The sequence below is a fragment of the Peribacillus frigoritolerans genome (genome assembly GCF_004358755.1).
In the GTDB taxonomy this organism is placed as follows: Bacteria; Bacillota; Bacilli; order Bacillales; family Bacillaceae; genus Bacillus_P.
In genome coordinates this window covers 910,972-924,916 of sequence record NZ_SMZY01000002.1, presented here as the reverse complement: position 1 = coordinate 924,916, position 13,945 = coordinate 910,972, and the positions used below count along the sequence as shown (strand labels likewise).

Sequence of the window (13,945 nt, the reverse complement as noted above, 5' to 3'; positions counted from 1 at the left end):
CGATTTTTTCACGTGAAAAAAATCCTATTAAAGAGCTTTCTTCTGATTCTGTACAAAAATTGTCGAAAAGAAAAAGACATGATTAGCCTTGAAGGGAAAAAAACGGATGAATAGGAAAAGAGAGGTTAAGCAATGTGATATTATATTTCTTAACTAGAAGAAATTGGAGGATATGATGGAATCATTACACGCAATACATAAAAATGACAGGCTTCATTCACTTGATATTTTAAGGGGTCTATCTCTGCTTGGGATTCTATTGGTGAATATGAAATCGTTTCATGAGCCCGCGCTGTACAAAAGCAGTTTTGTCAGCAGCACGGCAGCACCGGACAGGCTGATCGAACAATTCATCAACTTGTTTGCACAAGCGAGTTTTTATCCGCTTTTTTCATTTCTTTTCGGTGCGGGAAGTGTGATTTTTTATGAGAGGGCAAAGAAAAAAGGACATTCGTTTGCGCGTTATTATTCAAAGAGGCTGCTTGGGCTTTTTATTATCGGTATGCTTCATGCCGCTTTGATTTGGCACGGAGACATCCTCACAAATTACGCGATCATCGGGTTCATCTTTATGATTTTTCTTACATGGAGTGCGGGGCGCCTCATGAAGGGGGCACTGTGGATTCTGATCCTGCCGAATCTCCTGATTACGCTTGCTTTGATGGCGGCATATTTAGGAGAACCACTAAGTCTTGATCCTGAAAAAAATGGATCAAAGGAAGCCATCCAGCAATCATTGGATGTCTATTCGACAGGAAGTTTTATGGAAATCACCCAGCAGCGCCTGACGGATTGGGCGTATGTAAACAATGCGGAAAATGCCATTTTCCTGATCTTATCCATTCTTCCGCTGTTTATGCTTGGTGCGGCTGCTTATAAAAGAGGCTGGTTTCATCAGCCGATGACAAAAGAATGGAAACGCACGGCAATCATTACAGGTACTGCGGCTGCCGTTTTTAAAGGCATGCCGTACTACTGGCATGAAAGTATCCTTACCCAGCATTTGCAATTATCACTTGGAGGGCCTGCTCTAACCCTCTGTTATGTATCACTTGCCCTGATGTTTTTAAATAAATTCAAGTTCAGGCTTGAGCCAATAAGAGCTGTGGGAAGAGGATCACTGAGCAATTATCTTTTGCAATCGATTGTATGCACGTTTATCTTTTATTCTTATGGTCTTGGATTCTATGGTGAAATTTCTGTATGGACGGGGTTCATGCTGGTTTTTATTATTTACGGGATGCAGGTATTTTTAAGTCACCTGTGGTTTAAGCGCTATGGATTTGGGCCCGCTGAATGGCTGCTGCGGAAGTGGATTTACTTTTCGCCGCGGCCTTAATTGACGGCAGACTGAAGGGGTCTCTGCTGTTTAAGCTGCTGTTTAATTTGTTCAATAATCAATAAATCAAGTTCCTGGCTGCGGCGAACGGTTTCTGATGAGTTCATGCCGTATTCTTTTGCAGCTTCGAAAAGCTTTTGTCTGTAGTTTTCAATTTCGTTCAGTGCCATGATCTTTTCTCCAACTTTCATGGTTTAATATGTCTTGGTTTCAGGCGGAAAGTGTATTGAAATTGTGAAATTGATTCCTGAAAAAGCATCTCTGCATAGGTAATAAGCTTATTATACACAGGGTTGTACAAAATGGTTTACATTCGCTAAAATAACAAAAAACATTACAGATTTCTACAAACAGCGGCTGTTTGCGGATGGTTGAGAGCGATTAATATTACTCTTGAATCTGCTGATTTCTAAGAGAAATCTTTTTTCTGGAATTGAAACTTCATCCATTTTTATAGAGGAAATATGTCATTGTTTAGCGAATATTTCAGATAAGAGAAGGCAAGGGATTATTAAATGTTCTATCAAAGGCAAAATGGGGGAAAACTATGAAACTGGCTACTGCACAGCTACACGGTCGAACATTCATCGGATTGATTATGGAAGAAAATAAAATCCTTGATATTGGGAGGGCAGAGAAAAAATTGTTTGATATGTCTTCAGCCCCGAGAACGGTAATTGAATGCATTGAAATGGGAGAAAAGTTCTTCAACCATATAAAACAGCTTGAAACTTGGGTGAAAAAGTCAGACGAAACCGAATCATACTTATACTCCTTTTCGGAAGTTAAATGGCTCGCACCTATCCTGAATCCCCGCAAGAATATTTTCTGCGTCGGAAAGAATTACCGTGAACATGCGGTTGAGCTTGGAAGCGAAGCGGATATTCCTGAACACGTGATGCTTTTTTCTAAAGCACCAACGACAGTGATTGGACATGAAGAAGCGGTTGATCCGCATTTGCATCTCACAAAGGAACTCGATTATGAAGGGGAACTTGCGGTCATTATCGGGAAAAAAGGAAAACGCATCACTGAAGAGGAAGCCATGGATTATGTGTATGGCTATACCATTATTAATGATATAACGGCGAGAGACCTGCAATCAAAGCATAAACAATTTTTGCTGGGCAAAAGCCTTGATACATCATGTCCGATGGGGCCTTACATTGTACATAAGTCTGCTGTGCCGGATCCATATGAGCTGAATCTGGTGACAAAAGTGAACGGGGAAGTAAGGCAGGATGGGCATACGAAAGATATGATTTTTTCAATTGAAAAGGTGATTTCAACGATCTCACAGGGCACAACACTTGAACCGGGAGACATTATCGCTACGGGAACACCGGCAGGCGTCGGCAAAGGATTCAAGCCTGCTAAATATTTAATGCCAGGTGATGTCGTAGAGATAACGATTGACGGAATAGGAACGCTCAGCAATACGATTGGAGAATAATTCAAGCACACCAGTGAAACAGCTGGTGTGTTTTTAGCAGGGGGAATAACAGAATGTGCGGGATTTGAATGGAATCATAGAGTAAGAGACGAAGGAATTCCAGAGAAGCGGCAGGAGATATTGACTGCGATTGAAAACGACCTTCTACATGATCATCACATAGAGGCTTTTTTCTATGGCGGTTCAATCGGCAGCGGGAATACAGATTTGTATTCAGATATAGACTTAAGAATTGTGGTGAATCCAGATAAGTGGGAAGATTTCATATTGAACAAGAAAATCAGGCCCGGTAAATGGGGGAACGTTTTATTTTACGAAGACTTCTCTGGTGCAAGCTACACCATTGCCCATTACGATTCATTCATTAAGGCGGATGTCTTTTATTATACAAAAGAGAATATCACTCCTTCTGTATGGCTGAAAAACATTCAGATTGTCCGCGATGACAATGGATTTATGACTGCTATAAAAAATGAATCTGATACGCTTTTCTATAAAATTTCTAAGCCGGAATTTGAGTTTTGGAGAACGAAATTTTTCGCCTATTTTCACGAAGCTTACAGAAGAATGATGCGCGGTGAACTTTATTATGCGATTCACTGCATCGACAGCATGAGGCAATCGTTAGCTGCCGGATGGTATATGGAGCTCGGAATACAGCCAAATTCATTTGGGGACTGGGCTAAGATAGAGGGGCCGCGGAGCCAATTGGAAAAAGAGCAGCTTGATTTGCTGGATAGCTTTCATTGCGGGAGAAATCCTGGAGAGATTTATGCCGTCATGAAAAAGATGATACCTGAGTTTACCAGACTTCACCGTCAATTAGGTGAAAAGGCTGGGGCTGAAACGGATCAGGAATGGGCAGTTAAACTAGTAAGTATGGCCGTGCCTGAGATAGAAAGGGATCAAACCCAGCAATAGAGCTGGGTTTGATTTTTTCACAATGGCTTCAAGACCATTAAAGCAATCAGGACAACAGCAGCTGCATAAGTGAAATTGTTATATGGCGCCATTTTTTTATTGATCAGATGATAAGATTCCGGCAGTTCATCCTCTTTGTGATTTTCGAGGATTTGTTTTTGTTCTGCCAGTTTTCGCGGAAGGATAACAGCTACGACAGGCTGAACAGCTATGTAGATCATGATTGAAGCTATGTACCAGTTTTGAGAAAATAATCCGGGATTTAATGCACCTAATGCAAGGCCTGTTGCGAGCAGGGTGAGGCTTCCCATCTTGGCGGGCTTTTCAATTCCAGTATTGACGGTGAATGCAAACAGAGCATGAGAAACCGTCTATGGCCTGCTCATTAAAACAGGGAGAGCGAATGTAGCTCCTAGTCCGCAGACTGCAGCAATAATATGAATAAAAACAATGATTCCATAAAAACTAATCATACTTTCCTCTTAAAAGATTTATAAGATAATAGTATTATAAAAATAGAAAAAAATGTATAGTTAATTCTTTGTTTTGTAAATTTTTTTCAAAAGATTAATAAAGTTAAACTGAATACAAAAAAGTGTTAATCCGCAAAGGATTAACACTTTTAAAACTGTATTTTATGAGAGGACTTTTTTCACTTTCTCAATTGCCCAGTCAAGATCTTCTTTCGAAATGACGAGCGGCGGTGCAAAGCGGATGACGGTTTCATGCGTTTCTTTGCAGAGAAGTCCTTCTTCTTTAAGCTTTTCGCAATACGGGCGGGCTGATTCTGTCAGTTCTAAACCGATAAATAAACCTTTGCCGCGCACTTCTTTAATAATCGGATTGTCGATTTCACGCAGGCGGTCCTGCATGTAGCTTCCAAGCTTGAGCGAGCGGTCAGACAGCTTTTCATCAACAAGCACATCCAAGGCTGCAATGGAAACGGCACATGCAAGCGGGTTTCCGCCGAATGTTGAACCGTGTGAGCCAGGCTCAAAAACCCCAAGGACATCTTTATCTGCAGCTACACATGAGATTGGGAAAACACCTCCGCCAAGTGCTTTTCCAAGAATGTACATATCCGGTTTTACGTTTTCCCAGTCACAGGCAAACAATTTTCCTGAGCGGCCAAGTCCTGCCTGGATTTCGTCTGCCACATAAAGCACATTGTTTTCTTTACAGATGTCATATGCAGCCTTCAGGAATCCATCTTCAGGAATGTGAATGCCTGCTTCACCTTGAATTGGCTCAAAGATGAAAGCGGCTGTATTTGGAGTAATCGCCTGTTTCAGGGCATCCAAATTACCGAATGGAATCACTTTGATGCCAGGCAGCATAGGGCCGAAACCGCGTTTGTATTCTTCGCTTGAGCTCATTGAGACTGCTGTCATTGTCCGGCCGTGGAAATTCTCCTCGCACACAATAATCTCTGCTTGATCTGCCGGAACGCCCTTTACATCATAAGCCCAGCGGCGAACAGTTTTAACGGCCGTTTCGACTGCTTCTGCACCTGTATTCATTGGCAGAACCATTTCTTTTCCTGTAAGATTGGAAACCTTTTCATACCACGGACCAAGCTGGTCATTGTGGAAGGCTCTTGATGTTAACGTGATTTTATCTGCCTGTTCCTTCAATGCAGCAATGATTTTTGGATGACGGTGCCCTTGATTTACAGCAGAATAGGCACTGAGCATATCCATATATTTGTTCCCTTCAGGATCTTCTACCCAAACTCCTTCTGCCTTTGAGATCACGATTGGCAGCGGATGATAATTATTTGCTCCATATTTTTCAGTCAGATCGATGATTTGTACTGATTTTGACACAATATCCCCTCCGAGTACGATTAAGTCTGGAAACACATGAATCTGGCATTCCCTCAAGTACTACAATATCCTACCTTTTTTAAGAAAACAATAGGAGAGTCGATGCGCTTACATTTCATTTTTTATAGGCATTCATGATACTATATGGATGGGAAGTTATGAAAAAGAGGAGGATTTACATTGACTACACACTTACATATCACGACTTGGGTTGTCGCACTTATTCTATTTTTTGTCGCGCACTCACTCTTTAAGTCGGGGAAAGAAAAACCATTTAAAATTGTACACATGACTTTAAGACTTTTCTATTTGCTGATCATCGGTTCAGGACTTCAGCTGCTGTTAAGCCTTCCTTCCATCAGCGGAGAATATATTGGAAAAGCGATTCTTGGTGTCTATGTTATTGCGATGATGGAAATGATTCTTGTGCGTGCTAAAAAGAAAAAGCCGACACGCATTTTCTGGATTCAGTTCGTCATCGTGCTGATTGTTGTCATTCTGCTTGGCTTGCGTTTGCCGATCGGTTTGAAATTCTTTTAATGCAAAGAACCTCTGCAGGAAGCAGAGGTTCTTTTTTATTGCTCCAACTGTGTTACTAGTGCTCTTTTCCCCGTACAGGTTGTAAATTCAAACCGGTCTTCGTTCTTGCTGCCTCTTGAAAAATGATGCTGCACTCCGCAAATGGCCTCCTCGTTGTCAAATTGAAAGAAAGAAACCCCTTGTTTACCGTTTTTACCTTCCTGAAAGACCATATGATTATAGCTGTAGATACAATCATGGATGGAGAAAGATAACGCGTTCAGCTTAGCTGTGAAAGCAAGAAAAGAATCATCACTGAATTCCTTGAGCATATATTCTAATGCGAAAGGCACCTTTTTTTGAATGCGCAGCATATCGTTTGTTTTTAATTGATGGATGCCCATCGGTACAGATAGCTGTCCATCTGTTAGATAGGTGCCAGTATACCAGCAGTCATTCAGCAAAATCCCGATTGTTTCGTCCTGTTTAAATTGCAGGATGGAGACTTCTTCGTTCACATCATCGTAAAATAAGAATTCCTGATCTTCGCCGATTTCAATAGAACCTGTTACGTATGCCCGTTCCTGCTGTTCGAGCAGGCCGTGTTTCTGTTTAGAAAGCAATGAATGAACCTCCCTTAAATAGACTCGTTATCGTTCGTTTTTTCCAATTAGAGAGGAAATTATTCAAAGAACCTTTTAAGAGATGGAGGAACCGCCGACATTCACATAACTTTACAAAAGCATCGCTATTAAAGAAAAACGTGATACGGACAAATCAACACTTCATAAGTTAAGCATAGGATAGGTACATCTTTTACAGTCTGAGTAAAATTCAGGCTGTTTAAATGGGGGAGATGATAGGCAGATGTGTGGAATAACAGGGTGGGCTCATTATCAGAAAAACCTGCAGCAGCATAAATATGTCATGACAAATATGGCGGAATGCTTATCTAAAAGAGGACCGGATGATACGAATGTGTGGGGAGAGCAGCACATTCTTTTTGGCCATAAACGCCTTGTAGTTGTTGATCCAGAAGGCGGAAGACAGCCGATGACCCGCAAAAAGGAAGAAAATACATTTACGATTTGCTACAATGGCGAGCTTTATAATACAGAAGATATCCGCGTTGAATTACTGAAGCGGGGGTATACATTTGCAGGCCACTCCGACACTGAAGTTCTGCTCAGCGCTTACATGGAGTGGAAGGAAGAATGTGTACATCATTTAAATGGTATCTTTGCCTTTGCGGTCTGGGACTCAAATAATGAAAAACTGTTCATTGCAAGAGACAGATTGGGGGTAAAACCGCTTTTTTATTCTGAACAGAATGCATCGATTATCTTTGGGTCAGAACTGAAGGCGATTCTTGCACATCCTGATCAAAAGGCCGTTCTTGACAGGGAAGGGTTAAGTGAGGTATTTGGACTCGGGCCTTCCAGAACACCTGGAATCGGTGTCTTTAAAGGTGTAAAAGAGCTCCGTCCAGCTCACGCAATGACGTTCTCAAAAGAAGGGCTGAAGGTTTGGAGATACTGGAATGTAGAAAGCAGAAAGCATCTTGATTCATTTGACGAAACGGTCAGCCGGGTTGGATTTTTAGTCAATGATGCCGTGACACGCCAGCTTGTATCCGATGTTCCTGTGTGCACATTTCTTTCAGGAGGACTCGATTCTAGTGCGATTACCGCAATTGCTGCAAAAGCATTCGAGAAAGAAGGCAAGGGACCTTTGCACACGTTTTCCATAGATTACGAGGATAATGATAAGTTTTTTAAAGCAAATGAATATCAGCCAAACTCAGACGCTCCCTGGATCGATAAGATGACAGAGACTTTTAAAACCGTTCACCACCGGTCAATCATTACACAGCAGCAGCTTGTTGATTACTTAACGGAAGCTGTTGAAGTGAGGGACCTTCCTGGTATGGCGGATATTGATTCTTCTCTTCTATGGTTCTGCAAAGAAATTAAGAAAGATTTTGTTGTAGGCCTCTCAGGAGAATGTGCAGATGAAATATTCGGGGGATATCCGTGGTTTCATCGCCCGCAGGATTTATCGGAAGATGCATTTCCATGGATGAGATCGACAGATGCAAGGATGAATCTGCTTCGTACAGATTGGCAAAGCAAATTGAACTTAAAAGAATACGTAAAAACAAGATATCAGGAAACATTGAAGGAGACACCTCTTCTTGATGGAGAGTCTGAAACAGAATCTAAGCGCAGACAGCTGTTTTATCTCAATATTCTTTGGTTTATGACGACCTTGCTCGACCGGAAAGACCGCATGAGCATGGGAGCAAGTCTCGAGGTCCGCGTTCCGTTTGCTGACCATCGTCTTGTTGAATATGTGTGGAATATTCCGTGGGATATGAAAATGCATGGAGACCGGGAAAAAGGCATTCTCCGCAAAGCATTAGAAGGCGTGCTTCCAGAAGAAGTGCTATACCGCAAAAAAAGCCCGTATCCCAAAACACATAATCCTCATTACACAAAAGCTGTTAAAACGTGGCTTCAGTCGTTAACTCAAAATAAGGACTCAGCCCTTCACGTCTTCTTTGATAAAAAAGCGCTGAACGATATTATTGAATCAGAAGGCAATGCATTCCAGGTACCATGGTACGGACAGCTGATGACAGGTCCGCAGCTGCTCGCCCATCTGGCACAAATTCACGTATGGTTTGAAAAGTACAGAATTGATATTGATGAATCATAAAGCCGGCTATGCCGGTTTTTTGTATAGAAAAACTCCGTCAAATTGTCTCCTTTTGATCTTCCTATTTATGTTAAAATTGGATTTGGGGTGACAGGTGTGATTTATAAAAAAATTGGAATTGCTGCAGCGGCATCCATTGGTGTCAATTTTCTTATCTATTTAACTGCGCTTATCACAGGGTTTATAACAGGAGATTTCACCTCTAGACCAAGTCTGGAGGACATGGCTTTCTTACTGTTTTATATTAGTTCATTTATCTTCGCTATTGGTACTCCTGTCAGTATTCTTGCCTATTACATTGTCCGAAATAAGGGCGAAAGCAGAAGAGCATTGAATTTTTCCATTCATATGCTGTCATCATCAGCTGCAGGCTTGATTTTTTTTCGCGAAGTATATCCGCTGGTTATGATAACTGTTCTCTCGGGCTTTCTGTTTTTTCTTGGGGATGAATGGTTTTTGTACAGGAAGGGTCTGAAAAGCGGAAGGTTCAGAGTCTGGGATGCCGCAGCTGCTGCAGGTATTATTGCCTGTGCGGCAGCTCCGATTTATCTCATTTCCGCTAATGACAGCCCGGAGGCGGTGGAAACAGTCGATCTCAGTAAGCCGCCGGTAATTTCGGTTGAATGGAATGAGACAACACTTAACCGCATTAAACCTGAATACTGTAAATTTAAAAGAAAAGACTGTACCAAAGATAAAGAGCCATATTACATAAACGACTTAAAAGGTGAGACTATCGACATTTATTACGCAAACACGTTCAGGCTGAGTGCGTCAAACAGAATAGAAGATCCTGAATATGAAATTTATTATCTTGACGGAGAACAGGTCAAACAGCTTGAATCTGTCAACGGGGTATTTGTCATTCCGGATGGTCTTAAAGATCAGGTGATCAAAGGGAATGCAATCTGGGAAAACGAAATTTTGCAGTTTGAGGCTGCAGTCAATATGGTTGACGCAAGTCCGGCGAATTGAGCCGGTCTTTTTTTATTGTTTAGGAAATTATAAAAGTTAAAAGGTTGTGGATATATAAATAAAGTTATCTGCGGTAAGCGCAAGCGCCTAGATCCTCGGTCAGAACGAATCCGACAAAAGGCGGGACCAGGACTTTTCTGTCGGATTCTTATCTGCCACGCCTGAGCGGGCCTTGGCGCTTGAGCTTTAGTTCTGGCTTCAGGATGTCTTTCGCCATATTTTTAAATGAATTGATCTGAAAAGCTATTGAGTTCGTTTTCTTTTGGGAAAGATATTTACTACTTAGAACACCATATTAATTGTGTTTTAATAAAGTGAATTGTATAATGTTTGTATAAGTATTGTATAGTATTTAGGAGGAGTAAAACATGGCTAAAAAAATCATAGTCATCGGTGCAGGACCTGGCGGCTTGGCAGCTGCCATGAACTTGGCCAGTCAGGGGTACCAAGTAGACGTTTATGAAAAACAGCCATATGTGGGAGGACGCAACGCCTCTATTGAAATGGACGGATTCACATTTGATATGGGGCCAACCTTTCTGAGCATGATCCATATTGCTGAAGAGATTTTTGCTTCAGCAGGCAGAAACCTTCATGATTATATGGACATGATTGAACTAGAAGAAATGTATGAATTGATCTTTGATGATCGTTCTTTAAAAATGACGAGAAATTCAGATGAAATGGTCAAGAGATTAGAAGAGTTTTCACCTGGAGACGGGAAGGGCTACTTCAAATTTATGAATGATACACGAAAAAAAATGGCTGCTCTGACCCCGATTCTTCAAAGCAAGATGGACCGTTTTCACCACTATATGAGCTGGAAGGTCATTAAGGCGCTTCCACAGCTTACGGTTACGAAATCTTTATACGATGTACTCTCCAATTATTTTCAGGATGAAAGAGTCAAATACGCGTTTACCTTTCAGTCGAAGTACCTTGGCATGTCGCCGTGGGACTGCCCGGGAGCATTTTCAATCCTATCCTTTATGGAACATGAATACGGAATATTCCATCCAAGAGGCGGAGTAAATCAGCTGTCAAAAGCGATGGGAAAGGTGCTTGAAGAATACGGGGGAAGGCTTCATCTCGGCACAGGAGTCAAAAAACTATGGGTCGAGAAAAAGGATGTAAAAGGAATAATTTTAGAGGACGGAACAGCAGTTCATGCGGACGAAGTAGTCATTAATGGCGATTTTGCCCACGTAATGTCCAATTTAGTGGACCCAGGCATCTTGAGAAAGTTTTCAAAAGAAAAGCTGGAAAAGAAGAAATATTCCTGCTCGACTTTCATGATCTATCTTGGACTTGATAAGAAATATGATCTTCCTCACCATTCGATTATTTTCTCAGAAGACTATAAGAATAATGTGGAAGAAATTACAAAAACGCTCAAGATGTCAGGGGATCCATCCATCTACATCCAAAACGCCAGCGTGACTGATGACACACTTGCACCCGATGGCAAGTCTGCCTTATACATTCTTGCCCCGGTTCCTAATAATTTCAGCGGAATTGACTGGGAAAAACATCAGGATTCGTTCAGAGATTTGGTGTTTGAAACAATTGAGAAAAAGACGCAATTTAAAAACTTGAGAGCTCATATTGAAACGGAAAAAATCATAACTCCGAAAAATTGGGAGGAAGACATTCTCGTATACAAAGGTGCAACGTTTAATTTAGGACATCAGCTGACGCAAATGATGGTTCTCAGACCGCACAACAAGTTTGAAGAGCTGAATCATTGCTGGCTGGTGGGGGGAGGGACGCATCCCGGCAGCGGGCTTCCCACCATATTGGAATCAGCACGGATTACAACCAATGCCCTCATGAAGGAAACAAGTCATCCTGTATCTTTAAAATCTGAAAAGAAATTGGGGAATGCACTATGAAAATAGCGATTGCGGGCGGCGGGATCGGCGGTCTGATATCAGCGCTGATGCTCAGGAAACACGGATATGATGTCACGATCTTTGAAAAAAGGAACAAGCTTGGCGGCAGGTTAGCTTTTGTAGAGGAACAAGGATACAGGATCGATGAAGGACCGACGATTGTCCTTTTGCCTGAAATGCTCACGGAGATTCTGCAAGAGGCAGGAGTATCAGATGATCAGTACGAATTAATTAATATTAATCCATTGTATAAACTGCAGTTTAAAGATGGTGCGTCTTATACGAAATACAATTCTGCAGAACGCCAGCTTCAGGAAATAAGCGAAAATTTTCCCGGAAATGAAGACGGGTTCCGAACGTTTATGAAAGATATGGAGATTCGGTTTCAGCTTGGAAAGTCAAAATTCCTTGAGAAGTCATTTCATGACAAGCGCACGTTCTGGACGCGGCATAACTTGCAGACGCTTATGCAGCTGAAGGCTTATAAATCAGTGAATAACTCACTCAAAGCTTATTTTCAGGATGAAAAGATCAGGCAGGCTTACTCTCTTCAGACGCTGTATATAGGCGGCAATCCTCTTGATTCTCCCGCTCTGTACTCACTCATCTCATTCAGCGAGCATCAGCATGGAATCTATTATTTAAAAGGCGGTTATGCAAGCCTTGTCACCGTTTTAGAAAAAGAACTTTTAAAACAGGGTGTAGAAATTGTAAAGAACGCGAATGTTGAAAGAGTTTTATCAGACGGCGAAAAAGCAGAGGGACTAATTGTTAACGGCAATGTGATAAAAGCAGATTCCTTTGTTTTAAATGGAGATTTTCCCGGAGCATCCAAGCTGATTGCACAAGAATCAATGCCGCCCCGAAACTATACGCCGTCATCAAGCTGCGTCATGCTTTATTTCGGCTTAAACAAAGTATACAAGGATGCACTTGTTCATCAGTTTTTTATGGGTTCAGATTTTAATCAGCATATGAAAGAAATTTTTGTTACTAAAGAAGTTCCTTCAGATCCGTCCTTTTATGCATTTCATCCTTCTGTAATCGATCCTTCGCTTGCACCTGAAGGTCATGGAGTGCTCTATGCGTTAATTCCCGTTCCTTCCGGAAGCAGCATCAATTGGAAGGAACAAAAGAGCTTTATCGAAAAAATGATCGGTCAGCTTGAGGAGCGGGGGTTCCCTGGACTCAGAGAATCCATTCAATGGATGAAGGTGCGTACACCTGAAGATAAAGAGATGGAAGGTCTATTTCAGGGAGGAAGCTTTGGCATTGCGCCTTCCTTATTCCAATCAGGCGTTTTCAGACCCCAGGTAAAGCCTTCGAAGCTGTCAAATGTATATGCAGCGGGAGCATCCATTCATCCGGGAGGCGGTGTGCCGATTGTGATGCAGGGGGCGAAATTGATGGTATCAGCCATCCTGTCAGATCATGAGAACAAAGAGAGTGAAGGAGTGAGTTTGAGTGGTTGATTTAAACCTTGCCTATAAACAATGTGAAGAAGTCATTCAGCATCATTCTAAAACTTTCTATAAAGCTTTTTCCCTCCTTCCCTCTAAAAAGAGGAAAGCTGTCTGGGCAGTATATGCTTTTTGCAGAATCGTAGATGATATCGTTGATGAAGGAAAAAAACCTAAAGAAGAGCTCAGGGAATTTCAGGAAGAATTCGAAGGTTTTCTAAAAGGCAGTTTTTCTCATGAAAACTTTATGTGGGTTGCCCTTCACGATACATTCAAACAATATGAAATGGATATTCAGGCCTTCCGGGATATGATAAAAGGACAGGGTATGGACCTTGTGAAAATCCGCTATCACTCTATGGACGAAGTGCTGGACTATTCTTATCACGTAGCAAGCACTGTCGGTCTAATGCTTCTGCCCATTTTGGCGCCTAGAAAGATAGCGGTTCTTAGAGAAGGGGCGATTGCACTCGGACTTGGCATGCAGCTGACGAATATCCTCCGTGACATCGGTGAGGATCTTGGACGAGACCGGATTTATCTCCCAAAAGATATTATGCAAAAGCATCACCTGACTGAGATGGATCTGCAGAAGCAGACCGTTACTCCAGAATTCATCAGTGTATGGGAGCATCTTGCCGCAGAAGCGGAGAAACAGTATGATACAGCGATGCTGACAATGAATGAGTATCCTATCCATGCTCGCGCCCCTGTAAAAGCAGCCGGACACTTTTACAGAGCCATACTTAACAAAATCCGTCTGAATGACTACGATGTTTTCGGAGAGCGGAATTTTGTGTCGAATGAAGAAAAACATGCCATACTATCGCAGATCTGATTCT

13 protein-coding genes are annotated in these 13,945 nt (G+C 41.9%); 9 read left to right on the top strand and 4 right to left on the bottom strand.

Annotated features, from left to right (window positions below; translation table 11 throughout):
• Positions 1–172 precede the first annotated feature (172 nt).
• Positions 173–1,339: a DUF418 domain-containing protein gene (locus tag E2R53_RS11985; protein WP_133311966.1), complete on the top strand. Its 1,167-nt coding sequence runs from the start codon at positions 173–175 to the stop codon at positions 1,337–1,339.
• On the opposite strand, the gene E2R53_RS11980 is transcribed toward E2R53_RS11985, so the two are convergent.
• A complete protein-coding gene (locus E2R53_RS11980) occupies positions 1,336–1,509 on the bottom strand; it encodes an aspartyl-phosphate phosphatase Spo0E family protein (protein WP_133311965.1) in 174 nt (57 codons plus the stop codon). The two genes, E2R53_RS11985 and E2R53_RS11980, sit on opposite strands and share 4 nt — an antisense overlap.
• 377 nt (positions 1,510–1,886) lie before the next feature.
• Between E2R53_RS11980 and E2R53_RS11975 the strand changes: the two genes are divergently transcribed.
• Together E2R53_RS11975 and E2R53_RS11970 are read left to right on the top strand one after the other, a co-directional pair.
• Positions 1,887–2,792, top strand: a complete 906-nt coding sequence (locus tag E2R53_RS11975) for a fumarylacetoacetate hydrolase family protein (RefSeq protein ID WP_133311964.1) — start codon at positions 1,887–1,889, stop codon at positions 2,790–2,792.
• Between the two features lie 120 nt (positions 2,793–2,912).
• A complete protein-coding gene (locus E2R53_RS11970) occupies positions 2,913–3,713 on the top strand; it encodes an aminoglycoside 6-adenylyltransferase (RefSeq protein ID WP_286166157.1) in 801 nt (266 codons plus the stop codon).
• 17 nt (positions 3,714–3,730) lie between these two features.
• Here E2R53_RS11970 and E2R53_RS23580 read toward each other — a convergent pair whose 3' ends face one another.
• Together E2R53_RS23580 and E2R53_RS11960 are read right to left on the bottom strand one after the other, a co-directional pair.
• Entirely contained in the window at positions 3,731–4,024 is a 294-nt protein-coding gene (locus E2R53_RS23580) for a DUF2269 family protein (protein WP_286166156.1), read from the bottom strand.
• A gap of 324 nt (positions 4,025–4,348) precedes the next feature.
• Positions 4,349–5,539 carry an ornithine--oxo-acid transaminase gene (locus E2R53_RS11960; RefSeq protein ID WP_133311963.1) on the bottom strand — a complete coding sequence of 397 codons (1,191 nt, stop codon included), beginning with the start codon at positions 5,537–5,539 and terminating at the stop codon, positions 4,349–4,351.
• Positions 5,540–5,719: 180 nt separating this feature from the next.
• On the opposite strand from E2R53_RS11960, the gene E2R53_RS11955 reads away from it, so the two are divergent.
• Positions 5,720–6,079, top strand: coding sequence for a YisL family protein (locus E2R53_RS11955; protein WP_133311962.1), 360 nt, complete (start codon positions 5,720–5,722; stop codon positions 6,077–6,079).
• A 35-nt stretch (positions 6,080–6,114) separates the two neighbouring features.
• Here the strand turns inward: E2R53_RS11955 and E2R53_RS11950 are convergent, their stop codons facing one another.
• Entirely contained in the window at positions 6,115–6,681 is a 567-nt protein-coding gene (locus E2R53_RS11950) for a DUF2777 family protein (RefSeq protein WP_133311961.1), read from the bottom strand.
• A gap of 244 nt (positions 6,682–6,925) precedes the next feature.
• On the opposite strand from E2R53_RS11950, the gene asnB reads away from it, so the two are divergent.
• From asnB to E2R53_RS11925, 5 genes are all read left to right on the top strand, one after another.
• On the top strand, positions 6,926–8,776 hold the full coding sequence (gene asnB / locus E2R53_RS11945; RefSeq protein WP_133311960.1) for an asparagine synthase (glutamine-hydrolyzing): 1,851 nt from the start codon (positions 6,926–6,928) through the stop codon (positions 8,774–8,776).
• A 96-nt stretch (positions 8,777–8,872) separates the two neighbouring features.
• Positions 8,873–9,751, top strand: a complete 879-nt coding sequence (locus tag E2R53_RS11940) for a hypothetical protein (protein WP_133311959.1) — start codon at positions 8,873–8,875, stop codon at positions 9,749–9,751.
• 368 nt (positions 9,752–10,119) lie between these two features.
• Entirely contained in the window at positions 10,120–11,643 is a 1,524-nt protein-coding gene (locus tag E2R53_RS11935; RefSeq protein ID WP_133311958.1) for a phytoene desaturase family protein, read from the top strand.
• The gene (locus tag E2R53_RS11930) at positions 11,640–13,115 is read left to right on the top strand and encodes a phytoene desaturase family protein (protein ID WP_133311957.1); all 1,476 of its coding nucleotides are present in this window, start codon (positions 11,640–11,642) and stop codon (positions 13,113–13,115) included. The genes E2R53_RS11935 and E2R53_RS11930 overlap by 4 nt, the downstream gene beginning before the upstream one ends.
• On the top strand, positions 13,108–13,941 hold the full coding sequence (locus E2R53_RS11925; protein ID WP_133311956.1) for a phytoene/squalene synthase family protein: 834 nt from the start codon (positions 13,108–13,110) through the stop codon (positions 13,939–13,941). Before E2R53_RS11930 ends, E2R53_RS11925 begins: the two co-directional genes overlap by 8 nt.
• Positions 13,942–13,945: the final 4 nt, after the last annotated feature.

Bases quoted from the DNA above. Each gene is read 5' to 3' on its own strand.
- E2R53_RS23580 (WP_286166156.1), bottom strand. From the start codon at position 4,024: ATGGGAAGCCTCACCCTGCTCGCAACAGGCCTTGCATTAGGTGCATTA.
- asnB (WP_133311960.1), top strand. From the start codon at position 6,926: ATGTGTGGAATAACAGGGTGGGCTCATTATCAGAAAAACCTGCAGCAG.
- E2R53_RS11975 (WP_133311964.1), top strand. From the start codon at position 1,887: ATGAAACTGGCTACTGCACAGCTACACGGTCGAACATTCATCGGATTG.
- E2R53_RS11985 (WP_133311966.1), top strand. From the start codon at position 173: ATGATGGAATCATTACACGCAATACATAAAAATGACAGGCTTCATTCA.
- E2R53_RS11930 (WP_133311957.1), top strand. From the start codon at position 11,640: ATGAAAATAGCGATTGCGGGCGGCGGGATCGGCGGTCTGATATCAGCG.
- E2R53_RS11935 (WP_133311958.1), top strand. From the start codon at position 10,120: ATGGCTAAAAAAATCATAGTCATCGGTGCAGGACCTGGCGGCTTGGCA.
- E2R53_RS11980 (WP_133311965.1), bottom strand. From the start codon at position 1,509: ATGGCACTGAACGAAATTGAAAACTACAGACAAAAGCTTTTCGAAGCT.